Origin of the sequence: Luteibacter jiangsuensis, from assembly GCF_030812295.1 — a bacterium.
Lineage (GTDB): Bacteria > Pseudomonadota > Gammaproteobacteria > Xanthomonadales > Rhodanobacteraceae > Luteibacter > Luteibacter jiangsuensis_A.
The window spans coordinates 487,554-512,628 of sequence record NZ_JAUSSK010000005.1; the positions used below are offsets into that span (position 1 = coordinate 487,554).

The following is a 25,075-nucleotide window of genomic DNA, read 5'->3' on the forward strand; positions in this document are numbered from 1 at the left end:
TGGTTTGCGGGGCCCGTAAGGGGTTACGATGGATCGGGAACCCCAAGCGTCGTAGGCATGAAACCCGGACTCCAGTTTCGCCTCCATCAGCAGCTCACGCTGACGCCGCAGTTGCAGCAGGCCATCCGCCTCCTGCAACTGTCACAGCTTGAGCTCGAGGCCGAACTCCGCCAGATCGCGGAAAGCAATCCCTTGCTCGAGTTCGCGGAAGACGCCGAGTCCGAAACGGAGCCGGCCGCGGAAGACGGCTACGAGACTCCGGAATTCCCCTCGCGCGAAGACATCCCGGTCAAGGCGTCGAAGGAGGATGAGGAATCCACCGTCACGCCGTCCGAGGAACTCGCTCCGGAATGGGACGATGACCGCTTCCACGGCGAGGCTGGCGACTACGCCGGTGCGTCCTCCCGCAGCGGCAGTCTCGACGAAGACGGCTTCGAGCCACAGAATGCCGCGCCGGAAAGCCTCCAGCAGCACCTCGAGTGGCAGCTCAACCTGTCACAGTTCTCGCCCCGCGACCATGCCATAGCCACCGCGATCATCCACGCGCTCGACGAGGACGGCTACCTGCGTGATGGCGTCGAAGCGGTGGAAGCCGCCTTGCCCGCCGAGCTGTATGCGACCGCGGAGGAGATCGAGGCCGTGCGCCAGCGCGTGCAACGCTTCGACCCCACCGGCATCGCCAGCCTCGACCTGCGCGACTGCCTGTTCTGCCAGCTTTCCCAGTTCTCGCTCGACACCCCGCATCGCGAACTCGCCATACGCGTCGTGAACGAGGAACTGGAACTGCTGGCACGCAACGACACCGCCAAGATCGCCCGCCGGCTCAAGGCGCCCGAGACCCACGTGGCCGCCGCGGCGGGCCTCATACGCAGCCTCGACCCTCGTCCCGGCGCCGCCCTGGATGCCACGCCCGTGGAATACGTGGCACCCGACGTCTACGCCCGGCGCGAGAACGGACGCTGGCAGGTCAGCCTCAATCCCGACTCCCAGCCCCGGCTGGGTCTCAACCAGCACTATTGCAACCTCATCGCGCGCGCCCGCGGCGACGACGCCACCTGGATGAAAGGCCAGCTGCAGGAAGCGCGCTGGCTGCTCAAGAGCCTGCAATCCAGGGCCGAAACCTTGCAGAAGGTGGCCGATGTGATCGTCCGCCGGCAAAGCGCGTTCCTCGACTATGGCCCCGAGGCCATGCACCCGCTGGTGTTGCGCGAAGTGGCCGAGGAAGTGGGCATGCACGAGTCCACGATCTCCCGGGTGACCACGCGCAAATACATGCACACGCCGCGCGGCACCTTCGAGCTGAAACATTTCTTCTCCAGCGGCGTCGCCACCGAGGACGGCGGCACCGCGTCCGCCACCGCGATCCAGGCCATGCTGCGTAAGCTCATCATGGCCGAGGACGCACGCCGCCCCCTGTCCGACCAAGCCCTGGCAGAGGAACTGCATCGGCGCGGTATTCAGGTGGCACGACGTACGGTGGCCAAGTACCGCGAGGCCATGCGCATCCCCAGTTCCAGCGAACGCGTCCGCGCCAGCTGACACGCAAGGAACCCCAACGGAGGTCTACGGTCCCATAGGTTCAAGGCTAGAGGAACGGTACCCCTCCGTTCCGCTCTCGTCGCCACAAGGCGGCACCCTCAGCAAGAAGGAGGCGTCAATGCAAATCCAGATCAGCGGCCAGCACATCCATATCACCCCCGCCCTGCGTGAGCGCGTGGAACAGCAAGTCGGCCGCTTCGAGCGCCTTTTCGACAACATCAAAGCCCTCGACGTGGTCCTTTCCGTCGACAAGAACGAGCACAAGGCCGGTGGCACCCTGCATTGCGCGGGCACGCGCCTGCACGCCGACGGTATTGCCCGGCTCGAGGACGACAACAAGAACGACACGATGTACACCGCGATCGACGCGATGATCGCCAAGCTGGCCGACCAGCTGAAGAAACACAAGGAAAAGCTGAAGGACCACCACAACCACGAGGTCCGCGACGGTCGCGTCGCCAGCAGCTGAAGTCCGGCCCGGCAAGGGATCCTGGTGGGCCGGGCCGCTTTCCACCCTTATGGCACAATATAAGCAAGCCGGCCCGCCCCGCGTGCCGGCTTTTCTCTTGTAAGGGACCCAAGCGTGGACCGGCTTACCGCCAGACAACTCTTCGACGGGGTACACGAGCGCATGGCCTTGCGCTGGGCCGCCGGCATGCGCGGCGAATCGCGCGTGCTCGAACCCAACGCCAAGCAGAGCCGCCGGCCCTCGCTGGTCGGGTACCTCAACGTGATCTACCCCAACAAGGTGCAGATCATCGGCACCGAGGAACTCAACTTCCTCGACGGGCTCGATTCACGCCAGCGCTGGGAAGTCATCCACAAGATCGCCGCCTACCAGCCCGCCGCCCTGATCGTCACCAAGGAACAGTCCATCCCGGCCGACCTGCGCGAGGTCGCCGAGGAAACGGACACGCCGCTGTGGCAGAGCACCAAGCGCGGCCATGAACTGCTCACCTACCTGCAGTACCACCTGGCCCGTACCCTGGCGCCGCGGGTCACCCTGCACGGCGTGTTCCTGGAAGTGTTCTCCATAGGCGTGCTGATCACCGGCGAGCCGGCCTCGGGCAAGAGCGAACTGGCCCTGGAACTGATCAGCCGCGGTCACCGCCTGGTGGCCGACGACGCCACCGAGTTCACCCTCATCGCCCCGGATGTCATCGACGGTGCCTGCCCCGAACTGCTGCAGGATCTCCTCGAGGTGCGCGGCCTGGGCGTGCTGAACATCCGCGAGATGTTCGGTCATACCGCGGTGAAACCGTCGAAGTACCTGCGCCTGGTCGTCCACCTCAAGCCGCTGCGCGAAGGCGAGGAAACCGACGCCATGACCCGTCTCACCGGCGATGTCAGCCGGCGCAACGTACTCGACGTCGACGTGCCCAAGATCACCATTCCCGTCGCGCCGGGCCGCAACCTGGCGGTGCTTGTCGAGGCCGCCGTGCGCAACCATGTATTGAAGGCCAAGGGTATCGACCCCGCGCAGACCTTCATCGACCGCCAAGCGCACCAGATGCGCCGTTTCTCCCCGTGGTAACCCCGTGAGCGACGAAGTCATGAGCCCCATCGTCGATCCCGATGCCATCCACCTGGTGGTGCTTACCGGCATGTCCGGCGGCGGCAAGACCGTCGCCCTGCGGGCGCTGGAGGACCTCGAGTTCTATTGCGTCGACAACATGCCGGCGGAACTGATCCCGCAGCTGGTCGCCGCCGTGAGCCAGGGCGAACATGGACCGCGCAAGCGCATCGCCGTGGGTGTGGACGTGCGCAACCGCCGCGTCGACCTTTCGCGCATGCCGCACGTACTGTCGGAGTTGTCTTCCGCCGGCGTGCATGTGCACCTGATCTTCCTCGATAGCCGCGACGATGTCCTCATCAAGCGCTATTCCGAGACACGACGCCGGCATCCGCTGGCCGCCGAAAAACTGTCGCTGGCCGATTCCATCGCCCAGGAACGAAAGCTGCTCCGCCCGCTGGTCTCGATCGCCGAGAAGGTCATCGACTCCAGCGACCTGAACGTGCACCAGCTGCGCCGCCTGTTCGCCACCGGGTACGCCGCCGCCTCCGACGGCACGACGCTGCTGTTCGAGTCTTTCGCCTACCGGCGTGGCCTCCCTTCCGATGCCGATTTCGTCTTCGATGCGCGCTGCCTGCCCAACCCTCACTGGGACCCGCGGCTGCGCCCATTCTCGGGAAAGGACCTTCCCGTCCGGGAATTCCTCGACGCGAACCCCCTGGTGGGCGAATACTATGCCGACGTCGCCCGCTGGCTCGACACCTGGTTGCCGCGCTTCGAGGGCGAGGATCGAAGCTATGTCACGGTCTCCATCGGCTGTACCGGCGGTCGTCATCGTTCGGTATACCTGGTGGAGAAACTGGCCCAGCACTTCCGCTCGGAACGCGGCAACGTACTGACTTTCCATCGCGAGCTCGAGTGATCATGATCCAGCCCAAGCCATCACGAGACACCGGGCGATGAGCGTCGGCGTCCTCCTCATGACCCACGAAGCCGTCGGCAAGGCGCTGATTTCAGCGGCGCGGCACGTCATGCCAAAGCTGCCGCTGGACATCGACGCTGTCGAGGTACCGCCCAGCGCGGACCCGGACGTCATGCGCACGCTCACGGCAAAGCACGCCCGCGACCTCGACCACGGCGACGGCGTGCTCGTCCTGGCCGACCTTTACGGCGCCACGCCCTGCAATATCGGCCTGTCCCTGAGTGAACTCGGCGTCCACCTGCGCTGCGTCTCGGGACTCAACCTGCCCATGCTGCTGCGGGTTCTCAATTATTCGGAAAAATCGTTGCCCGAACTGGCCGAGATCGCGGCCAGCGGGGGCCGCGGAGGGATATTCATCGACCATGCTTGAACGAGACATCGTGGTATCCAATCGGCTGGGCCTGCACGCGCGCGCATCAGCCAAGCTCGTCCAGCTGGTTTCAGGTTTCAAATCGACGGTCTGGCTCGTCAGCAAGGGGCGCGAAGTGAACGCGCAAAGCATCATGGGCGTCATGATGCTGGCCGCCGGCATGGGCACCGCGCTGACTGTGCGCGCCGAGGGAACGGACGAAGAAGCCGCCCTTGCCTCCGTCATCGACCTGTTCGACCGCAAGTTCGACGAGGGTGCCTGAAGCATGAACCACGCGCGCAGAACGAGGGCCGCATGAGAATCGTGTTGACCGGCACGCCGGCCGCGCGGGGCATGGCCCTCGGCCGGGCGCGCCTGGTCCAGCCGAACATCCTCGCCGTGGACATGCGGATGCTCGAGGACAAGGAGATCGGGCCCGAGGTCGAACGCCTGCACCAGGCCCTCGACACCGCCCGCACCGAACTCCATGAGTTGCGCGGCAAGCTTCACGGCGCCCTTGCCCGCGAAGTCGGCGACTTCATCGATGCGCATAGCCTGCTGCTCGATGACGAGGAACTGCTGCGTGGTCTCGACGAACTCGTCACCGTGGGCCACTACACCGCCAGTGCCGCGCTGAAGATGCAACGCGACCGCCTCGCGGCGGTGTTCGACGCGATGAACGACCCCTACCTCAAGAGTCGCGGCGAAGACATCGACCAGGTCATCGGCCGCGTCATGTCCGCGCTCAATCAGCAGTCCAGCCGCGAGGAGCGGAAACTCGCCGCCCGGGTCGGCGAGATCGTCGTCAGCGACACGATCGCGCCGGCCGACATGGCCGCCATGGCCGGGCAAGGCATGCTCGGCGTCATCGCCAGCGCGGGCAGCATCTACTCCCACAGCGCGATCCTCGCGCGCAGCTTCAACCTGCCGATGCTCGTCGGCACCCGCGACGCCCTTGCGACCGTCAACGACGACGACCTGGTGCTCATCGACGCCGAGCACGGCGAGGTCATCGTCCACCCCACCGCGCAAGACCTCGCGCGCTATCGCCAATGGCAACGGCAGGCGGCCGCCGAAGGCCGCCGGCTCGCCGCACTGGCAACGGCTCCCACGCTCACGAAAGACGGCGCCCATGTGCGCCTCTTCGCGAACGCGGAACTGGCCGGCGACGTGACGCTCGCCCGCTCGCGCGGAGCGGATGGCGTCGGCCTCTATCGTTCGGAATTCCTGTTCCTGCGCCAGCGGGGCCTGCCCTCCGAAGACGAGCAGTTCGCCGCCTATCGGGACGTCGTGCTCGGCATGGGTGGCCTGCCCGTCACCATCCGTACGCTCGACCTCGGCGCCGACAAGGCGGACGCCGCCGGGCTGGCCATCCGCGGCGAGGACAATCCCGCGCTGGGCGTCCGCGGCATCCGTCTCTCCCTGCGCTATCCGGACATCTTCAGCGTGCAGCTGCGCGCGATCCTGCGCGCGGCCTGCTATGGGCCGGTGCGGATCCTGGTTCCGATGATCACCCACCTCGGCGAGATGACCGACGTGCGCCGCCTGATCAAGAAGGCACGCGAAGACCTTGCAAGGGCTGGCCAAGAGCTCCCGGAGCGACTCGATGTCGGCGCCATGATCGAAGTACCGGCCGCCGCGATCGGTGTCACCTCGATCCTGGAGAAAGCCGACTTCCTCGCCATCGGCACGAACGATCTCGCCCAATACGTGCTCGCCGCCGATCGCAACAACGATGCGCTCGAAGGCATATACGACCCCCTGCAACCCGCGTTCCTGCGCCTGATCGCGCACGTGATCGCCAGCGCGCGCCGGGCGAAGAAACCGGTAAGCCTGTGCGGTGAAATCGCGGGGGATACCCAGTTCACCGCCCTGCTCCTGGCCATGGGACTGGAAGAATTCAGCATGCATCCGGGCCAGCTCCTGCAGGTCCGCGATCGACTCACCCAGCTCGACTGCGGCGCCCTCCGCCGTGCGGCGCCGCGTCTGTTCCGTGCGCATTCGCGGGACGAAGTGGAGGCACGGCTGCTCGAAGTCGTAGCCCTGCAAGACGGCTGCGCCGAAACCTGATAGCTGGGAAGCCGCTTGGCGGGAGCTGCTTGGTGGGAAGCTGCTTCCTGTGAGAACCACCTGAGGTGGGAGCCGACCCTGTCGGCGATGGGGTGCTTGCCGCAACCTGGCCCGCTGCCGCGGGATCGCCGACAAGGTCGGCTCCCACCAGAGCGGCGTCCACCAGCAAAAGGTTCGGCTCCCACCGTCAAAAGCTCGGGTACCACCAAGCAAGAGGTTTGGGTTACACCAAACAGCAAAAAAAGGCCGCGATCGCTCGCGGCCTTTTCATCTTCCAACGGTGCGCACCAATTACGCGGCGCGTACCGGCTTCATGGCCTCCGCGTTGCGCACCACGTTCGCCCGCAGTTCCTCGCTGTCGAAGTCGTCCACCGAGATGAATTCGGCAACGCCGTCGCGGACGCGCTGCAGCAGCTCACGTTCGGCGGGCGTGATGGCACCGAGCTTCTCGGCTTCCGCCAGCTGCTCGTTGTATGTATGCGAACGCAGCTGGCCGCCCTTGAACGCCTTGAGGAACTTGCGTTCCACCGGCTCCGCGGCGATGACGTCCGGCAGGATCGCGTTCATGCGGCCCACCGTGTTGTTCGCCGTCGGAGTGAGGTAGCTCCACGTGGTGAGGCGATCGCGGGCTTCGTTCGGCGCCGTGATCAGCGCGGCGACGCGGCGGCCCAGGCGGTCCGACGGCGGCACTTCGCGGCGGCCGAACGGGAACACCAGCGCACGCAACAGCCAGGCCACGGGACGGACCGGGAAGTTGCGGATCACGCCGTCCAGCGCCATCTGCATCTTCCACACGCACTCATGGAAGGCCCAGGCCAACAGCGGACGATCCGCTTCGGGACGGCCGGTGTCCTCGTAACGCTTGAGCATCGCGCTGGCGATGTACAGGTAGGAAAGCGTGTCGCCGAGGCGGGCCGAGAGCTTCTCCTTGAACTTCAGCTTGCCGCCCAGCACGCCCATCGACACATCGGCGCACAACGCCAAGGCCGCGGAGTAGCGGTTGAGTTTGCGGTAGAAGCGGCGGGTATAGGCATCGCCGGCGGTGTCACCGATCTTCGCTGCGGTGATGCCGAGGACGAAGCTGCGCACCGCATTGGAGAAGCCAAAGCCGATGTGGCCGAACAACGCCTTGTCGAAGGTGGTGAGGCGCTCGCGGTAGTCGACGATGTTCAGCGCCTGCATTTCCTTCAGCACGTAAGGATGGCAGCGGATCGCGCCCTGGCCGAAGATCATCAGGCTGCGCGTCATGATGTTCGCGCCTTCCACCGTGATGGCGATCGGCACGCTCTGCCAGCCTCGCCCCATGTAGTTCTTGGGACCCAGGATCACGCCCTTGCCGCCGTGGATGTCCATCGCATCCGACGCGATCTGGCGGCACCACTCCGTGGCGTGGTACTTGGCGATGGCCGAAGGCACCGCCGGCTTCTCGCCGCGATCGACCGCGGCGGCAGTGGCGCGTGACAGCGCCTGCGTGGCATAGGTGAGACCGCCGATGCGAGCCAGCGCTTCCTCCACGCCCTCGAAGCGGCCGATCGCCAGGCCGAACTGCTTGCGCATGCGGGCGTAGGCACCGGTGGCGGCCACCGCCATGCGCGATGCGCCGGTGGCGTTCGACGGCAGCGAGATCGCGCGGCCGACCGAGAGGCACTCGACCAGCATCCGCCAGCCCTGGCCAGCCATGTGCGGACCGCCGATCAGCACCGACAACGGCACGAACATGTCCTTGGCGTGGACCGGGCCATTCTGGAACGGCGTATTGAGCGGAAAGTGACGGCGGCCGATCTGCATTCCCGGCGTCTCGCGCGGAAGCAGCGCCAGGGTGATGCCCAGGTCTTCCTTGTCGCCGAGCAGCTTGTCCGGGTCGTACATGCGGAACGCCAAGCCGACGATCGTGGCGACCGGCGCCAGCGTGATGTAGCGCTTGTCGAACGTCAGGCGGATACCGACCGTTTCCTCGCCGTTCCACATGCCCTTGGTGACGATGCCGAAATCGGGAATCGACGTGGCATCCGAGCCGGCGTACGGACCCGTCAACGCGAAGCAGGGAATTTCACGCCCATCCGCCAACCTCGGCAGGAAGTGGTTCTTCTGCTCGTCGCTGCCGTAGTGCATCAGCAGCTCACCCGGCCCGAGCGAGTTCGGCACGGCGACGGTGGAAGCCAGTGTCTGCGACATGCTGGACAGTTTCTGCAGCACCGCCGAATGGGCCAACGCGGAGAAGCCGAGACCGCCGTAACTCTTCGGAATGATCATGCCGAAGAACTTGTTCTTCTTGATGAACTCCCAGACGTTCGGCGGCAGGTCGGCCAGTTCGTGGGTGATCTGCCAGTCGTCGATCATGGCGCAGAGCTCTTCGACGGGACCGTCGAGGAAGGCCTGCTCTTCGACCGAGAGCTCCGGCTTCGGCTGGCGAAGCAGCTGCGACCAGTCCGGCTTGCCCGAGAACAGTTCGCCCTCGAAACCGACCGTGCCGGCCTCCAGCGCGGTCTGCTCCGTGTCGGAGAGCTTCGGCGTCACCTTGGCGAACATCGACAGCAGCGGCGCGCTGATCTTCTTCCGGCGGAAGTCGACCATCAGCAGTGGCACCGCCACGACCGCGAGCAGGATGAGGAGCACGACGGTGGTCGCCAGCGCGCCGGCGAGGAAACCCACGACGAGGATCGTCGCCGCCGTCGCGACGGCCCACGTCTTCAGGGACGTGCGGTGGTAGGCACAGGCACCGGAGGCGATGAGCGCCGCCAGCACAACTAGGATCGCAGACATCGGTATCACCTCGTCACAGTCGGGTCGTTGCTACGTGTTTCGTGGAGCGGTGGATCAAAGGGTTTCAAGGAACGCAGCGATCTCGCGGGTGAACGCGTCGTTCGCATCGCCCGCCACCATGTGCGTGGCGTCGGGCAAGGCCACGTGGCGCGCATGCGGCACGAGGCGGAGGAATTCGTCGACGGTGTGACTGGAGACAACGTCGCTGCGTGTGCCGGACAGCAGCAACACCGGCACCTTCACCCGTGCGGCGGCCGCGAACAGTCGCGGCTGGTAACGCTCGCTCTGCTGGATCGGACCATCGAGGAGCGCGGGGTCCCAGTGCCAGCGTAGGCGCCCGTCGTCGTCCTGACGGAGCAAGGGTTTCAACTGGGCTTCGGTCTTGCGTTCGCGCCGATGCGGCAGATACGCCTCGATCGCCGAGGCGGCCTCGTCGTAATTCGCGAAACCATTCGGATGCGCGCGCATGAAACCGAGGATACGTTCCACGCCGGCGGTTTCCCACCGTGGTGTGATGTCGACCAGGACCAGGGCCGAGAAGGGTTCCCTGCCCTCTTCCGCCTCACCCGCGGCCAGCAAGCCGAGCAGGCCACCCATGGATGCGCCGACCAGCACCGGGGCGCGGCCATCCGCCGACGGAGCGCTGTCCGCCACTGCCAGCAGGTCGGCCACGAACTGCTCCATGTGGTAATCGCCACGTGGCACGCGTTCGCTTTCACCATGGCCGCGCGCATCGAACGTGGTGGCGTCGAATCCCTGGGCCGCCAGGGCCCGCGCCGCGCCGTTCCATGCATGGCGGGTCTGGCCGAAGCCGTGCGCGAACAGCAGCGGCGGCAAGCGCTCGCCGCGCCAGTGCTGGGTGGCCAGCGCGACGCCATCGAACGAGACGAGGCTGGCGCGAGCCGAATGGACAGGGGACGGGATGGCTACCATACGGTTGAGTATGTAACCCGCGACGGGGTGCGTCAATACGCCAGCGTACGGTCATGTAACGGCTGGCAAGTCAAGGTCTTATGCAACATATTCGACGCCTCCCAATTGCAAACCGCCGCGTCTCCGTTACCATGCGTCGATGAACGACGGTGCCAAGAACGAACGAGTCCGCCTCTCCGCCGAAGATTGGGAAGACGGCGCACTAGCCCTCATCGCCGAGCAAGGTGTCGGCGCCCTCGCGGTCGAAGCCCTGGCGAGGCGCCTCGGCGTCACCAAGGGTAGCTTCTACTGGCATTTCCGCACCCGCGAAGCCCTGCTCCAGGCTTCACTCGAGCGCTGGGAAGAATACGGCGAACGCGAGGTGCTGGCGGAGATCGAACGCATCCCCGACCCGCTGAAGCGCTTCCCGGAACTGTTTCGCCGTGTCGCGCACGAATTGCAGCCGCATCGCGTGTATGCCGCCTTGCTCAAGGCACTCGACCACCCACAGGTGGTGCCGGTGATGTCGCGCGTCTCGCAGCGGCGCATGGAGTTCCTCACGCGGCTCTACCAGGAAGCGGGCCTGGAGCCGGTCGTCGCCCTGCACCGCGCACGCCTCACCTACGCGGCGTACGTCGGGTTCCTGCAGTTGAACTTCACCCTCGGCCTGCCCCGCCTCAGCCACGAGGAGTTCGACGCCTACGTCGAACACATGATCGCCACGCTCACTCCGGCGCGATCCACCGACTGATCCTGAATGGCACGCGCGCTTTTGCTGCGCCGTGCCTTGCCAATACCAGGCCACGCAAACTACTGTCTCCGCTTGCGTTTAACTGGAGACCACCAAGGATGCGATCGCACGGCAGTTCACTGGAAGCATTGAATCGATGGGTCGACGAGGTCGCCGCGTTGACGGAGCCCGCCTCCGTTCACTGGTGCGATGGCTCGGAAGCGGAGTACGCCGAACTCGTCCAGACGATGCTATCCAGTGGCGACCTCCTCCCGCTCAACGCGGAGAGCAACCCCCGCAGCTACCTGCATCGCTCACACCCTTCGGATGTCGCGCGCGTGGAGCACCTGACGTTCGTGTGCACACCGGACGAGGAGGACGCCGGCCCGAACAATCACTGGATGGCTCCAGCCGATGCGCACGCGAAGATCGACGCTCTGTTCGCCGGTGCCATGCGCGGCCGCACGATGTATGTGATCCCGTATTGCATGGGCCCGATCGATTCGCCGCTCGCGCGCTGCGGCGTCGAGATCACCGACAGCCCCTACGTGGTGGCCAACATGCGCATCATGACGCGCATGGGCACGCCGGCGCTCGCCCGCATCGAGCGCGAAGGCCAGTTCGTGAAGGGCTTGCACTCCACGGGTGACCTCGACCCGGAACGCCGTTTCATCATGCATTTCCCCGAGGAACTCTCGATCAAGTCGATCGGCTCGGGCTATGGTGGCAATGCGCTGCTCGGCAAGAAATGCCATGCGCTGCGCATCGCAAGCTACCAGGCGCGTCGCGAAGGATGGCTCGCCGAGCACATGCTCATCGTCGGGATCCAGAATCCGCAGGGCGAAAAGCACTACATCGCCGCGGCGTTCCCGTCGGCATGCGGCAAGACCAACCTCGCCATGCTCATTCCCACCGAGGGCTACCGCAAGGCGGGCTGGAAAGTCTGGACCGTGGGTGACGACATCTGCTGGATGACCCCAGGAAAGGACGGACGCCTGTGGGCGATCAATCCCGAGGCCGGCTATTTCGGCGTGGCCCCCGGTACCAGCGCGAGCACCAACCCCACCGCGCTGGAAACGCTCGGCCACGATGCGATCTTCACCAATGTGGCGTTGACCGCCGACAGCCGTCCCTGGTGGGAAGGCCTTGGCGAAGGTGAGCCGGTAATGGACTGGCAGGGCCGTCCGTACGACACGGCCAACGGTCCCGCCGCGCATCCGAATTCGCGCTTCACCGTCAGCGCGCAGCAATGCCCGAGCTGGGCACCCGAGTCGGAAGAAGCCGCCGGCGTGCCCATCTCGGCGATCGTCTTCGGTGGCCGCCGCCCGTCGTTGGTACCCTTGGTCTTCGAAGCGAAGGACTGGGCGCACGGTGTGCTCGTGGGTGCGGCCATGGGTTCGGAGACCACCGCCGCCGCGACCGGAGCCGTCGGTGTGCTTCGCCGCGATTCCATGGCGATGAAGCCGTTCTGCGGCTATAACTTCGCCGACTACTTCGCCCATTGGCTGTCGTTCGACAAACCCGGGGCGAAGCTGCCGCGGATCTTCCACGTGAACTGGTTCCGGAAGGACGCCGACGGCCGGTTCATGTGGCCAGGCTACGGCGAGAACCTGCGGGTGCTGGACTGGATGATCCAGCGCGTCGAAGGGTTGGCCAAGGGCGTGGACACGCCGATCGGCACCGTGCCCGCGAAGGGCGAGCTGCGTACCGACGGGCTTTCCCTGGCTCCGGGCAAGCTCGAGGAACTCCTGCACGTCGATGTCGAAGGCTGGCAGGAAGAACTGCGCGCCATCGGCCTGTACCTCGACGGCTTCGGCGAACGCATGCCGGAGCGGCTGAAGGCCGAGCGCGAACGCGTCAGCAAGGCACTCGATGCCGCCTACGCGGGAAAGCGCGCGGCGCACGTGGCCTGACCTGCCGGCGATACGGCCCTCTCCCCCAAGCCTTGGGGCGGGCCGTATCGCCGCTGAAGCGGCTCCCACAAAGGCCGGGCCTGCCTTTCCTCCTTAGCGGGACCGCCCCTTCTCGTTAAACCGTTTCTCCCTTGCCCGCATCCAAGCTGGCAAGATGAACGCCCTATGCATCGCCGCCACGTCCTTCATGCAGCCTGAGCTGCCCGCCGCCACGTCGGACGACGACACCGTGCGCGCGGCCGTGGCCGGCGACCGCAAGGCCTTCGAAACCCTTTACCGGCGCCACGCCGACCGCGTGTACGGTGCGGTGCTACGCCTGGCGGGCTTCGATCACGCGCGTGCGGAGGACCTGACCCAGGAAGCCTTCGTCCGCGCCTGGCAGAAGCTCGACGGTTTCCGTTTCGAAAGCGCGTTCGGCACGTGGGTGTATCGGCTGGCGGTCAACGTGGCGCTGATGTCCATACGCGCCCGCAACGCCGACCCGGTCAGCATCGTCGACGACGAGCACCTGCCGGAGATCACCGACATCGACAATCCCGTCCGTGCGTTCGAGCGCGGCGAACTGGAAAAGGCCATCGCGTGCTTGCCGCCGCGGGCCCGTGCCGTCCTCGTGCTTCACGACGTGGAAGGTTGGAAACACGAGGAGATCGCCGTCGAGCTTTCGATGGCGGTGGGCTCCTCGAAAGCGCAGTTGCACCGTGCGCGCGGACTCCTCCGCCGCGCGCTGGGAGATAAACCATGAACGAACTCGACTACCTGCGCCAGATGCGCTCCCTCAACCGTCCGGTCGTGCCCCATCGCGACCTGTGGGCCGGTATCGAAGCCCGTCTCGACGAGGCCCCGGGCGCTTCCGCGGTACGACACCGGCGGGCGCGTCCCTGGCTGATGGCCGCGGCCATCGCCGGCGTGGCCGTACTCGGTGGCGGCCTCGGACTGCACCTGGTCTCCCCCGACGACAGTGCCCGCATGGCCGCCGGGTCTGCCTGGAAGCCTTCCGATCCGCGTCTCTCCGGCGCGGCGGTCGAACTCGACGCCGCACGCATGGAACTCACGCAGGCCATGCAGGATTCCCCCGATTCAGCCGCGTTGCAGCGCCTGCTGCTGCGCACCGAACGCCAGCGCGACCGTCTGCGCAACCTCGAAAAGCAAGCCGGCTAAACGCGAACAGCCAGGACACTAACCATGAAAACGCTCTATCTCACTCCCCTGCTGCTGGCGCTTTCGATCGGCGAGGCCCTTGCCTCGACGCCGATCAACCTGTCGAAAGATATCCGCCCCAACGCGAAGATCAGCATCGAAAACGTCAAGGGTGAAGTCACCGTCACCGCCTGGGACAAGAACCAGGTGCAGGTCTCCGGCAGCCTCGGCGACGGCGCCCGCCCGCTCGAACTGGAAGGCGACGACCACAATGTGGAGATTCGCGTCGAGGGCGACGAGAAGAAAGGCAACTGGTTCAGCTGGGGCAACGACTCGCGCATGCAGCCGACCATCCTCAATGTGCGTGTGCCGAGAGCCGTGGAAGTCCATATCAACGTGGTCAGTGCGCCGGTCAGCATCGACGGTCTGGATGGCGGCAAGATCGATGTCGAATCGGTTAGCGGACGCATCCGTGCGAACCTGCGCTCGCCCCGCGTCAGCATGCAAACGGTGAGTGGCACGATCGACCTCGCTGGCCGTGCGGGGGAAGCCGAGCTGCAGACCGTGTCCGGTGACATCACGGCACCGAACGTCGGTGAGAAGATCGAAGCCCAGACGGTCTCGGGCCGCATGACCATCGGCGGCGGCCCCTGGAAGGAAGCCAGTTTCAGCACAGTGTCCGGCGACACCCAGGTCAGCGGGGCGCCGGCACGCGGCGGCAAGCTCGATGTCGATTCCATGAGCGGCGACGTGCAACTCCAGTTGCCAGCCGACGCGTCGGCGCGGCTCGAAGCCTCCACCTTCAGCGGCGACCTGCGCAGCGACTGGGGCAACCCCTCGCGTGGCGACGACGGCCCGGGCAAGGAACTGAAAACCACCATTGGTGGTGGTGACGCCTTTATCCACGTCGAATCGTTCAGTGGCGACGTCCGCGTCCGCGGGGCGGGGCGCTGAAAACGAAGAAGCCGCCCCTGGGGCGGCTTCCTTCTTTCAGGGTGAGGCGATTCCGCCCTTAAAGATCCTGGTGGTACTGCACGTAGGGCGTACGCGACTGGTCCGGCTCCGGACCCGCCGAGCTGCTCGGCGCATTCCCCGACGACCACACGTTCTGTGCGCCGACGGACAGTTCACCGCGCCAGGGCAGACGCCAGGTCACGCCGAGGTCGATCGCGCTCCAACGACGGTCCGGGTTGATACCGTTCACGGCATTGGCTTCCGGCTGCATCGTGCGCCCGGTGATCGAACCCGACAAGGGACCGCGGTCGACGCCGAAACTCAGCGCCTTCTGGTCCACCGTGCCGATGCCGAGGAGATTGCCTGGCAGCAGGCGAATCCGGCCGATGCTCGCGCCCAGGTCGATTCCACTCCGTGCACCCAGGTCGACACGGCCATGGGCATTCAATTCGGTGCTGGAAGACAGCGCGCTGAGCGGCAACCCCGAAGCGGTCGCGAGACCTGGCACCACGCGAGGCAAGGCCGCGCCCGTGCCAGTCGGACGGCTGGAACCGACCCCGACGCCCACGCTGTAACCCGTCCCGCGGAAGGTCGCGCCTACTTCGCTGCCAACGATGCGCGGAGGTGCACCCGGGGCGCTGCAGCGGTCGCTATGGCCTGCCGAGATACTGCAGGATTCCACCGAGTTGATCCAGCCCTGGCCACTGACGCTGGCGTGGGCCTGGACGCGGGGCCCCAGGTCGTATTGCAGGCCGCTGGAAAGGAAGGAACCCGAATCCACCGGCCGCAGGGCCAGAGGCTTGGTCTGATCGGCTCGGTCATCGGACTGGAGGGACAGCGTGCGGCCATCCGGGGCGCGCCACAATGGCAGGCTGCCCTGGTCCGGACGGGCGGACGAGGCCGGTTGCTGGCCCAGCAGTTGGGACGCGGTGGCGTCCGAACCCACCGGCGCGACCTGTCCTGCCGCGGCAAGCGGCATGAACAGAAGCATGGTGAGTAAGGATCTGCGCATCGTGGTCTTTATCGGCAGCGGCTGAGATTCCCCGAGGTCCCGCCTCAGCCTGACGGGAACGATCCGAGTTTAAACCATTTTACTTTTTACTAACACCCCGGGGAGACCCCCTTCAGGATTAGGATTAGCTGCCGTTTATCACGACAAGGGGAGATTCGGGGCGCCCAGGCGCAGGCCCCGTGAGATTGGCTTTCACGCCCATCGCACGGCCGCGTTAACACATATAGACTGACCCGACCACGACCGGAACCTCGTCAGGCGATGACTTTCGCTCCATCCCACAGCCCGACCCTGCAGGCGCCTGGTCACGGCGAGGTAGAGCCGTTGCAGGACGCCGTGGAGAGGTTGCTGCGCGCTGCGGACTCGGAGGCCGTGCGTGCGGAGTGCGAGGCCTTCGTCCAGTGCATGCTGCCGGAGGCGAAGGTGGCCTGGCGACCCGTGGCAAGTAGCGAGGTGGCCGCGCCAGGGGTGCTCGAGCTGGCCATCGATCCCCAGAGCGAGCGGATCCTCGAAATCGTGACCAGCGACGCCGACATGTCCGCCGGAGGCGACATGCTCGCCTGGCTTGGCAGGCTCGCCTCGGCGCGCCTGCGCCAGCTCGCCGAAACAGCCAACCTCTACGAGGCGATCTCCCGCCTCGCTCTCGCCGAGCGGCTCCAGCGTGCGCTGTACGCGATCGCCGAGCAGGCCGGCGCCGAGCACAACATGAAGGACATGATGAGTGCGTTGCACGGCATCGTGGGCAGCCTCATGTATGCAGAGAACTTCTTCATCGTCCTTTACGACGCACAGAACCGCACGGTGCGTTTCCCGTATTTCGTCGATACGGAAGACCAGGACATTCCCGATCCCGAAGGCGTCCGCACCATCGAGGCCATCGAGAACACCCTCACCTGGAACGTGTTGCAGACCGGCCGTTCGATGATGGGGGCCAGCAGCGAACTGGAGAAGAACCTGCCCGGTCCGCGCGTACCTATCGGGCCGCCCAGCGATGACTGGCTGGGCGTGCCGATGAAGCGCGGCGAAGACGTCGTCGGTGCCCTGGTCGTACAGAGCTACCGTGACGACACGCACTACACGGAAAACGACCGCGAGCTGCTCACCTACGTGGCCCAGCACGTGCAGACCGCACTCGAGCGCCGGCAGGCCCACGAAGAACTGGAGCGCCGCGTCACGACGCGAACGGCTGCCCTGCGCGAAGCCAACCGCGTGCTGCGCCAGCAGGTCTTGCAACGCCAGCGTGGCGAACGCCTGCAAGCGGCGTTGTTCCGCATCGCGGAACTGGCCAACACGTCCGACAGCATCGAGAACTTCTACGCCGCCGTGCACAGGGTCATCGGCGGCCTGCTGTATGCGCGCAACTTCTACATCGCGTTGCTCTCGGAAGACCAGAACAAGCTGACCTTCCCCTATTCGGTCGACGAACTGGATGGCGTGCGCGAACCGCGCGAGCTGGGCCGCGGCCTGACCGAATTCGTGCTGCGCAACGGCAAGGCCTTGCTCGCCGACCGCGAGGAGATCGACCGCCTCAACCGCGACCACGTGCTCTCCCCGAGCGGCGCGCGTTCCCTGCACTGGCTGGGCGTACCCCTGATCTGGAACGAGAAGTCGATGGGCGTGCTGGCCGTGCAGAGCTACACACCCGAGCACACCTACAGCGCGCGCGACCAGGAATTGCTGACCTTCGTCAGTTACCACATTGCCAACGCGTTGCAGCGCAAGTACACCACCGAATCGCTGAAGCAGGCCTACGCCAGCCTCGAGCGTCGGGTGACCGAGCGTACGCGTGCGCTGGCCCTGGCCAACCGCGACCTGCGCGAGCAGATCGCCGAGCGCGAGCGCGTCGAGCGCCGCCTCAAGTACGAGACCCTGCACGACTCGCTCACCGGCCTGCCCAATCGCACCTTGTTGCTGCAGCGGCTCGAGCAGGCGCTGAACCACTACCGTGAGAACCCCGCCGACCTGTTCGCGGTGCTCTTCATCGACCTCGACCGGTTCAAGGTCATCAACGATTCGGTCGGTCACCTTGTCGGCGACGATCTCCTGTTCCAGGTGGGCGGTCGTATCCGCGCCTGCCTGAAGACTCGCGATGTCGTAGCACGCCTTGGTGGCGACGAGTTCGCCGTGCTCGTCGAGGGCATCGTCGACCCACAGTCCGCGACGCATATCGCCGAACGCATCATCGCCCAGTTGCAGACCCCGTTCCGGCTTGGCGCGAAAGAGATCTTCACGTCGGCATCCATCGGCATCGCCCTGCCCACGCCCGAATACACCCGGCCGGAGGAACTGCTCCGCGACGCCGATTCGGCCATGTACAGGGCGAAAGATGAAGGCCGGCATCGTGCCGCGGTGTTCGACGACCGTCTGCGCCGCGAAGCGCTTTCGTTGCTGGAACTGGAGGGCGACTTGCGCCGGGCGCTCACCCGCAATGAGTTCGTGCCGTTCTACCAGCCCATCGTGGACCTGGAAGACCACCGCGTGGTCGGCTACGAAGCGCTGCTGCGCTGGCGCCACCCCGAGCGTGGCTTGCTATCGCCGGGCGAATTTCTCTCCGTGGCCGAGGATACCGGCTGCTCCGAGGCGATCGACTGGCAGATTTTCGAGCAGGTGGCACGCCAGGCCCGCGCACTGGTGGGCGACGAAGGCTTCATCAGCATCAATGTGTCGGGCAGTCACTTCCGTTCGCCGGACCTGGACCAGCGCCTGCTCGACCTGCTCATCGAGCACAAGGTACCGGCCCGCTCCATCCGCGTGGAAGTGACCGAGCGCGCGCTGCTGGAGAACCCGGCCCAGGTGAAGCGCATCCTCGAGAACCTGCGCGACCACGGCGTGGGCATCGCACTGGACGATTTCGGTACCGGCTATTCGTCACTCAGCTACCTGCACCAGTATCCGATCGAGACGCTGAAGATCGATCGCTCGTTCGTCATCGAACTGCCCGCCGAAGACAGCGAGGCGCACAGCACGGCGGTGGTCCGGGCGATCCAGGCCCTGGCCGATTCGCTGCGCATGCAGGTGATCGCGGAAGGCATCGAGACGGAATCGCAGATGCGCGCCCTGCGCCGGATCGGCTGCCGTTTCGGCCAGGGCTTCCTCTTCGCCCAGCCAGCCCCGGCCAGCAAGTGGCTGGGCTCGCCGCTGTCGCTGGACGCCTGACCCCGCTTACTGCAGCGTCGAGGGCGATGGCGGCGTTTCCACCTGGGTGAGCAGGCGCTCGGCATCCACGCGGTCGAACGTGTAGCGCGTGGCGCAGAACTCGCAGATCACCTCGATCTCGCCGTCGCGGTCGTCCAGCGTGGCTTCGACCTCCTGGCGCCCGAGCGCACGTAGCATGCCCTCCACGCGCTCTTGCGAACAGGTGCAGCCGAAAGCCAGCGGCTTCGGCTCGTAGAGGCGCACCGATTCCTCGTGGTAGAGACGGTACAGCAGTTCCTCCGGCCGCGTGGCGAGCATTTCACTGGCACTGAGGGTAGCCGTGAGATGGCCCACGCGCGACCATGCCTCGTCGTCGTCCTCGGCGGCGCTGTGGCCGCCCTCTCCCGGCACGGGCTGCAACATCAGGCCGACGGCGTGCTGGCCATTGGCGGCGAGCAGGATACGTGCGGGAAGCTGCTCCGAGCGTTCGAAGTAGTTTTCCAGCGCCTGGCCGATCGACTCCGTGTCGTCCAGTTCCACGACGCCCTGGTAACGGCCCCGCTCAGCGTGCCCGATGGTGATGGCGAGCATCGCCTCGGGCAGGCCACCGAGTGCGAGTCGCGCGGGCAAGGCCTTGGTGTCGTATCGTGCGAGGCCGCGCAGACGGCCCTTGTCGCTGCATTCGGCGAAGAGCAGGTGCAGCGGCCCCTGGCTCTTGAATTCCAGGGAGAGGGATCCCTCGAACTTGATGTTGCCCGTGAGCAGCGCGCTGGCGGCCACGGCCTGGCCCAACGTGTCGCGCAAGGCGGCCGGGTAGTCGGCACGCGAGGCGATCTCGTGCCAGCTGGCGCCGAGGCGTACCAGTACACCACGCACGCCCGCCTTCTCCAGCATGAAGCGGTGCAACACGTCTTCGGACGCAAGGGTTTCGACGATCGAATCGGTCACGGCGGTCTCCTGGTGATCCGACGGAAGATGGGGACTCGCTGGAGCGCCGGCAAGCCCGTGAAGGTCCAGGCCCTTATACTGCGCCATCCTTCGTCACCGCGCCGCCATGAGTCCGACGCCCCGTTCACCGTTCCGCCGGATCGCCCGCCTCGTGGGCCTGTTGCTCGTCTCGTGGCTGGCGTTGTCGTGCCTGGTGGTGCTGGTCCTGCGCTTCGTGCCCCCATGGACCAGCGCGATGATCATGGAGCGCCGCGTGGAGGCACTGATCGGTGGCGAGAAGGATTTCGCCTACCGCCATCGCTGGGTTCCGTGGGATCGCATTTCGGCGCAGGTCGGCATCGCGATGGTGGCGGCCGAGGACCAGAAGTTCCCGTTCCACCACGGATTCGACGTCGACGCGATCCAGGACGCGATCGATGCCGCCGATGAAGGCAAGCGCCTGCGCGGCGCCAGCACCATCAGCCAGCAGGTGGCCAAGAACCTGTTCCTCTGGAATGGGCGCAGCTTCGTGCGCAAGGGCATGGAGGCCTATTTCACCGTACTGATCGAAGCGTTGTGGCCGAAGCGGCGCATCCTCGAGGTCTACATGAACATCGTCGAGCTCGGTAACGGCGTCTACGGCGTCGGCGCGGCGAGCGACGCCTTCTTTCACACCACGCCCGACCGCCTTGGCGTGGTCCAAGCCGCGCGACTCGCCGCCGTATTGCCGAATCCGCGCCGCTTCCGTGTCGACGCACCCAGTGCGTACATGCAGCGGCGGACGGCATGGATCGCCCAGCAAATGGGCCAGCTCGGCGGCCCTGCCTACCTCACTCGCCCGGCCCCCGTCGCCGGCCGTGTCCGCTGAGACCGCACATGCCTTTCTCCCTCGCCATCGTCGTTCCCGCCTATAACGAAGCACAGGTGATCGACAGCTTCCATAGCCGCCTGGGCGCCGTCCTTGACGCCATCGACGCGACCGCACACATCGTCTACGTCGACGACGGCAGCCAGGACGAGACATGGGCGCGCCTGTGCGCGCTGGCCGACCGGGATCCACGCGTGGAAGCCATGCGGCTGTCACGCAACTTCGGCAAGGAAGCCGCCTTGACGGCCGGCCTCGACCACGTCGATGCCGACGCCGTGGTCGTCATCGACGCGGACCTGCAAGATCCACCCGAGGTCATCCCCGCGCTGATCGAGCGCTGGCGCGAAGGCAACGACGTGGTCTATGCGACGCGCGGCGAACGCGATGGTGAGACGCGCACGAAGAAATTCACTTCTGCCGCGTTCTACCGTGTGATGGAGCGTGTCTCCGACACACCCCTGCCAAGGGACACCGGGGATTTCCGCCTGTTGTCGCGGCGCGCCGTGGAGGCCCTGCGTGAACTCCGCGAGCGCCAGCGCTTCATGAAGGGCCTGTTCGCCTGGATCGGCTATCGGCAGGCGGCCGTCACCTACCACCGCGACGCGCGCTATGCCGGCAGCACCAAGTGGAACTACTGGCGGCTGACCAACCTCGCCGTCGAAGGCATCACATCGTTCTCGACGGCGCCCCTGCGCATCGCGACGTGGCTGGGCGTCTCCGCCGCCGGCCTGGCCTTCCTCTATGGCCTGTGGGTGTTGCTGAAGGTCCTGATCTGGGGCGATCCGGTCCGGGGCTACCCCACGCTGATGGTGGTGATTCTGTTCCTCGGCGGCGCCCAGTTGCTCGCACTGGGCGTCATCGGGGAATACGTAGGCCGCACCTATTCGGAGTCCAAGCGCCGCCCGCTCTACTACGTGGAATCGCGCCGCGGAGGCCGTCCGCCCTTCACCTGATCGTTACCCTGGCCGGCCCGCGGCGGCAGTAGACTGGAGCCCGAGCGGCAGGCGCCGCGTCCATCCGGGGAGTCGAGCATGCAGCAGGTCAAGCATCTCCTGGCGACGAAGGGCACGGCGGTATTCGCCGTCGCACCGGAGGCGCCGGTCTATGAAGCGATCCAGCAGATGGCCGAGAAGAACGTCGGCGCGCTGGCGGTGATCAGGGGAAGCGAACTGGTCGGCATCGTTTCCGAGCGCGACTACGCCCGGAAGGTCATCCTCAAGGATCGTTCCTCGCGCGACACGCCCGTGGCCGACATCATGACGACCAGTGTGGTGACGGTCGCGCCGGACGCTTCCGTCGACGAGTGCATGCGCCTGTGCACCGATGGCCGCCTGCGCCATTTGCCCGTGCTGGACGGCGGCCGCGTGGTGGGCATGGTGTCCATCGGCGACCTGGTGAAGGCCACCATCTCGGAGCAGAAGGAAACGATCAACCAGCTCGAGAGCTACATCGTCGGCTAGGTGTCCTTCGACTCCGGCTCGAGGTCCGGCGAGGTGGCGGCGCGCCGGGCCACCTCGGTGGCGACGGCGGCCAGCGCCGAACCGATCAGGCCTATGCCCGCGATGCCCACGCCCACGGCATGCAGGCCGTTGAGCCCGCTGGTGATCAGCAGGTCGCCGAAACGCCATACCGCCGTCTCGATGAAGTTCTTGCCCTTGTAGCGCGCCTCGCGGGGCATACGCGTGTACAAGGCATCCGAAGCGGGCTTGGTCATGCCGTAGGTCATCCCGCGTGTCACCACCTGCACGATGACGATCAGCGGCACGGCGACGCCAAAGAGCACCGCGTCCGAAGGGCCGTGCAGGGTCAGCATCAGGAGCAACCCGAAGTTCACCACGGAGGGCAGCACCAGCGCCCAGAGCGGGCCGAAGCCGCGCATCAGCAGTGGCGTGAGGGTGAGTTGCAGCAAGGCACCGAAGCCGTTGATCCACAGGTCGAGGTCGGCGTAGAACGCGGTACGTGCCGCATTGTCCGCGAAGTGGGCCTTCGTGTAGTCGGCCATCAACGCGTACGCCATCGTGGCGATGCCATCGCTCAGCAGCATCAGCAGGGTCATGTAGCGCAGGAAGGGCTGTGAGAACGCCGCCTTGGCGCCCTGCAGGATCGAGCCGCCCAAGGGCGCGCCACCGCTACGATCGTTACCCGCCTGGTCCGTGGGCAGCGCGAGGAGTGCCCCTAGCGCCAGCAGCAAGGTGGCTGCCGACACCACGAGCATCGACGGCACACCCAGCCGCAGCACCAGCGAGCGGGTGAGCAAAGGGCCTACCAGCGCCCCGGCCATGCCACCGAAAGCGATGAACGGAAAGACCAGGCGCGCCTGTATGCTCCGGTACACGTCCGCCATGACGCTCCAGAAGAGCGAGACGACGAACAGGTTGAAGACGCTCACCCAGACGAAGAACACCCGCCCCAGCACCACCGCGCCTATCCGGTCCTGGGCTGCGAAGGCAGGGACGAAGGCCACCAGGCAGACGATGAAGGACAGGTAGCTGCCCAAGAGCATCTGCTTGCGTGGAAAGCGCGCGACGAGCCAGCCGAACACGGGTGTCAGCGCCAGCATCACGACGAAGACGATGGCGTAGAACATCGGCAGCGACGACGAGCCAGCGGCACCGACGAGCTGGTCGCGTACCGGTCGCAGGACGTAGTAGGAAGTCAGCACCAGGAAGAAGGCGATGACCGAGAGCGCCAGGGTGGTTCCCTTGCTCCGGGCGGCGTGCGGACGAGCGTTCACGATGGCCGGCGTGTCCGGTGGGGTCGGTGAAGCCTAGCATGGCGAGGCGTTCCGTTCAGCGTCGTCAAGACCCCATCGTTGTCGCGGACGAGGAAGTAAAAGACAATGCCGGGAACGATGCCCGGGCCACCCCGGCGTCCCCATATCCGCGGCGTGTCCCCACGCCTCGACCCCGCGAGAAAAGCATGTCGTTCCGTTCCGCATCCCTGCTCGCCTGCGCTTTCGCCTGCGCCGTTGCCGCCCCCTTCGCGCTTGCCGCGCCGCCGCCGAAGCCGCCCGTCGTCCATGTCGACCCCGAAGCCGCCCGGCTGCCGGCGGAACGGGTCAAGGCAACCGTCGAAAACTACAAGCAGTGGCTGGATGCCGCGGAGGCCCGCGATGCCGCCCCCGCCATCGTCACCGCCGTGATCGTCGACGACAAGGTCGTATACGAACGCGCCATCGGTTACGCCAACGCGAAGACCAAGGAACCGGCCACTCCGGAAACGGTGTTCCGCCTCGCCTCCCTGTCGAAGGCGTTCGCCACCGGCGTCACGGCCGTCCTGGTCCGCGGAGGGTTCCTGAGCTGGGACACCAAGCTCATCGACACGATTCCCTACTTCAAGCTAAAGGATATGCAGGCCGCCCAGCAGGCGACCGTGCGGGACATCCTCGGCCAGCGCCTGGGCCTGCCGCGCAACACCTACGACGCCATGCTCGAGGCGGACGCCCCCTATGAGGAACTGGTGCGCAAGCTCGACGAGGTCGACCTCTCCTGCAAGGTCGGCGAATGCTACGGATACCAGAACGTGGCGTTCAGCATGATCGGCGACGTGGTCTACGCGGTGACGGGCGATTATTTCTTTCGCCAGGTGGAGCGCCGCATCTTCGCGCCGCTGGGAATGACCACCGCCAGCTACGGCCGTGACGCGCTCGAGGCAAGCAAGAGCTGGGCCCGCCCGCATCGCGGCGGACCGCACAACTGGATTCCCTACGAACCCAACGACAGCTACTACCGTGTCGCTCCCGCAGCGGGCGTGAATGCCAGCCTGCGCGACATGGAGCAATGGCTGATGGCGCAGATGGGGGGACGCCCCGACGTGCTGCCCACGCCATTGCTCGACGTGCTGCACGCACCAGAGGTGTCGACGCCTTCGGAAGAACGCTCCCTGCCCTGGCGCCGGGCACGCGTGACCGACGCGCACTATGCGCTTGGCTGGCGCGTGTTCAAGTACGCCAACGAGGACCTCATCTACCACGCGGGCGCCGTGTCGGGTTACCGCACCATGATCGGTTTCTTCCCGAAGTACCACGCGGGCGTCGTGACGATGTGGAACGGTGCGGGGCCCATCCCGGCCGGCCTCATGCCGATGGTGTTCGACAGCCTGCTCGGCCTGCCGCATGTGGACTGGGCCGGCGTGGAGGGCTCGGCGCACACCGCACCGGTGGCGAAAGCCGCGAAGGCGCCGGTGAAGTCACGCGCGAAGGCCGCCACCAGGACACCGGCGAAAAAGAGCGCGGCGAAAACGCCGGCCAGGAAGAAGAAACCCGATTGATC

Annotated in this window: 22 protein-coding genes; 17 read left to right on the top strand and 5 right to left on the bottom strand. The window is 66.2% G+C overall.

Annotation, left to right across the window (positions count from 1 at the left end; translation table 11 throughout):
- Positions 1–57 precede the first annotated feature (57 nt).
- The 7 genes from J2T07_RS18445 (at position 58) to ptsP (ending at position 6,453) form a co-directional block, all read left to right on the top strand.
- Positions 58–1,539 (top strand): RNA polymerase factor sigma-54, encoded by a 1,482-nt coding sequence (locus J2T07_RS18445; RefSeq protein WP_306852083.1) that lies wholly within the window; start codon positions 58–60, stop codon positions 1,537–1,539.
- 118 nt (positions 1,540–1,657) lie between these two features.
- A complete protein-coding gene (gene hpf, locus J2T07_RS18450; RefSeq protein WP_306852085.1) occupies positions 1,658–2,008 on the top strand; it encodes a ribosome hibernation-promoting factor, HPF/YfiA family in 351 nt (116 codons plus the stop codon).
- A 114-nt stretch (positions 2,009–2,122) separates the two neighbouring features.
- Complete coding sequence (gene hprK / locus J2T07_RS18455) at positions 2,123–3,073, top strand: HPr(Ser) kinase/phosphatase (RefSeq protein ID WP_306852087.1); 951 nt, start codon at positions 2,123–2,125, stop codon at positions 3,071–3,073.
- Between the two features lie 19 nt (positions 3,074–3,092).
- Positions 3,093–3,974, top strand: a complete 882-nt coding sequence (rapZ, locus tag J2T07_RS18460; RefSeq protein WP_306852194.1) for an RNase adapter RapZ — start codon at positions 3,093–3,095, stop codon at positions 3,972–3,974.
- Positions 3,975–4,011: 37 nt separating this feature from the next.
- Positions 4,012–4,404 (top strand): PTS sugar transporter subunit IIA, encoded by a 393-nt coding sequence (locus J2T07_RS18465; RefSeq protein ID WP_306852089.1) that lies wholly within the window; start codon positions 4,012–4,014, stop codon positions 4,402–4,404.
- A complete protein-coding gene (locus J2T07_RS18470; protein ID WP_306852091.1) occupies positions 4,397–4,666 on the top strand; it encodes an HPr family phosphocarrier protein in 270 nt (89 codons plus the stop codon). The genes J2T07_RS18465 and J2T07_RS18470 overlap by 8 nt, the downstream gene beginning before the upstream one ends.
- A gap of 32 nt (positions 4,667–4,698) precedes the next feature.
- Positions 4,699–6,453: a phosphoenolpyruvate--protein phosphotransferase gene (ptsP, locus tag J2T07_RS18475; RefSeq protein ID WP_306852094.1), complete on the top strand. Its 1,755-nt coding sequence runs from the start codon at positions 4,699–4,701 to the stop codon at positions 6,451–6,453.
- Between the two features lie 291 nt (positions 6,454–6,744).
- Here ptsP and J2T07_RS18480 read toward each other — a convergent pair whose 3' ends face one another.
- Both J2T07_RS18480 and J2T07_RS18485 read right to left on the bottom strand, forming a co-directional pair.
- Entirely contained in the window at positions 6,745–9,216 is a 2,472-nt protein-coding gene (locus J2T07_RS18480) for an acyl-CoA dehydrogenase (protein WP_306852097.1), read from the bottom strand.
- A gap of 54 nt (positions 9,217–9,270) precedes the next feature.
- A complete protein-coding gene (locus J2T07_RS18485; RefSeq protein ID WP_306852100.1) occupies positions 9,271–10,149 on the bottom strand; it encodes an alpha/beta fold hydrolase in 879 nt (292 codons plus the stop codon).
- Between the two features lie 139 nt (positions 10,150–10,288).
- Here J2T07_RS18485 and J2T07_RS18490 point away from each other — a divergent pair, with 139 nt between their 5' ends.
- From J2T07_RS18490 to J2T07_RS18510, 5 genes are all read left to right on the top strand, one after another.
- Positions 10,289–10,879 (top strand): TetR/AcrR family transcriptional regulator, encoded by a 591-nt coding sequence (locus J2T07_RS18490; RefSeq protein WP_306852103.1) that lies wholly within the window; start codon positions 10,289–10,291, stop codon positions 10,877–10,879.
- A 98-nt stretch (positions 10,880–10,977) separates the two neighbouring features.
- Entirely contained in the window at positions 10,978–12,771 is a 1,794-nt protein-coding gene (locus J2T07_RS18495; protein ID WP_306852105.1) for a phosphoenolpyruvate carboxykinase (GTP), read from the top strand.
- A gap of 154 nt (positions 12,772–12,925) precedes the next feature.
- Positions 12,926–13,513 (top strand): RNA polymerase sigma factor, encoded by a 588-nt coding sequence (locus J2T07_RS18500; RefSeq protein ID WP_430539377.1) that lies wholly within the window; start codon positions 12,926–12,928, stop codon positions 13,511–13,513.
- The gene (locus J2T07_RS18505; RefSeq protein ID WP_306852108.1) at positions 13,510–13,929 is read left to right on the top strand and encodes a hypothetical protein; all 420 of its coding nucleotides are present in this window, start codon (positions 13,510–13,512) and stop codon (positions 13,927–13,929) included. Before J2T07_RS18500 ends, J2T07_RS18505 begins: the two co-directional genes overlap by 4 nt.
- Before the next feature lie 24 nt (positions 13,930–13,953).
- Positions 13,954–14,862: a DUF4097 family beta strand repeat-containing protein gene (locus J2T07_RS18510; protein WP_306852111.1), complete on the top strand. Its 909-nt coding sequence runs from the start codon at positions 13,954–13,956 to the stop codon at positions 14,860–14,862.
- Between the two features lie 58 nt (positions 14,863–14,920).
- Here J2T07_RS18510 and J2T07_RS18515 read toward each other — a convergent pair whose 3' ends face one another.
- The gene (locus tag J2T07_RS18515) at positions 14,921–15,874 is read right to left on the bottom strand and encodes a hypothetical protein (RefSeq protein ID WP_306852113.1); all 954 of its coding nucleotides are present in this window, start codon (positions 15,872–15,874) and stop codon (positions 14,921–14,923) included.
- 261 nt (positions 15,875–16,135) lie between these two features.
- Here J2T07_RS18515 and J2T07_RS18520 point away from each other — a divergent pair, with 261 nt between their 5' ends.
- A complete protein-coding gene (locus tag J2T07_RS18520; RefSeq protein ID WP_306852118.1) occupies positions 16,136–19,030 on the top strand; it encodes a bifunctional diguanylate cyclase/phosphodiesterase in 2,895 nt (964 codons plus the stop codon).
- Positions 19,031–19,036: 6 nt separating this feature from the next.
- Here the strand turns inward: J2T07_RS18520 and J2T07_RS18525 are convergent, their stop codons facing one another.
- Entirely contained in the window at positions 19,037–19,957 is a 921-nt protein-coding gene (locus J2T07_RS18525) for an Hsp33 family molecular chaperone HslO (protein WP_306852121.1), read from the bottom strand.
- Between the two features lie 106 nt (positions 19,958–20,063).
- Here J2T07_RS18525 and mtgA point away from each other — a divergent pair, with 106 nt between their 5' ends.
- The 3 genes from mtgA (at position 20,064) to J2T07_RS18540 (ending at position 22,264) form a co-directional block, all read left to right on the top strand.
- Entirely contained in the window at positions 20,064–20,804 is a 741-nt protein-coding gene (gene mtgA, locus J2T07_RS18530; protein ID WP_306852124.1) for a monofunctional biosynthetic peptidoglycan transglycosylase, read from the top strand.
- A gap of 8 nt (positions 20,805–20,812) precedes the next feature.
- Positions 20,813–21,757 (top strand): glycosyltransferase family 2 protein, encoded by a 945-nt coding sequence (locus J2T07_RS18535; RefSeq protein WP_306852126.1) that lies wholly within the window; start codon positions 20,813–20,815, stop codon positions 21,755–21,757.
- Positions 21,758–21,835: 78 nt separating this feature from the next.
- Positions 21,836–22,264, top strand: a complete 429-nt coding sequence (locus J2T07_RS18540; protein ID WP_306852129.1) for a CBS domain-containing protein — start codon at positions 21,836–21,838, stop codon at positions 22,262–22,264.
- Here J2T07_RS18540 and J2T07_RS18545 read toward each other — a convergent pair.
- Positions 22,261–23,538, bottom strand: a complete 1,278-nt coding sequence (locus tag J2T07_RS18545) for an NTP/NDP exchange transporter (RefSeq protein WP_306852131.1) — start codon at positions 23,536–23,538, stop codon at positions 22,261–22,263. The two genes, J2T07_RS18540 and J2T07_RS18545, sit on opposite strands and share 4 nt — an antisense overlap.
- Before the next feature lie 185 nt (positions 23,539–23,723).
- Between J2T07_RS18545 and J2T07_RS18550 the strand changes: the two genes are divergently transcribed.
- Complete coding sequence (locus J2T07_RS18550) at positions 23,724–25,073, top strand: serine hydrolase domain-containing protein (RefSeq protein WP_306852133.1); 1,350 nt, start codon at positions 23,724–23,726, stop codon at positions 25,071–25,073.
- Positions 25,074–25,075: the final 2 nt, after the last annotated feature.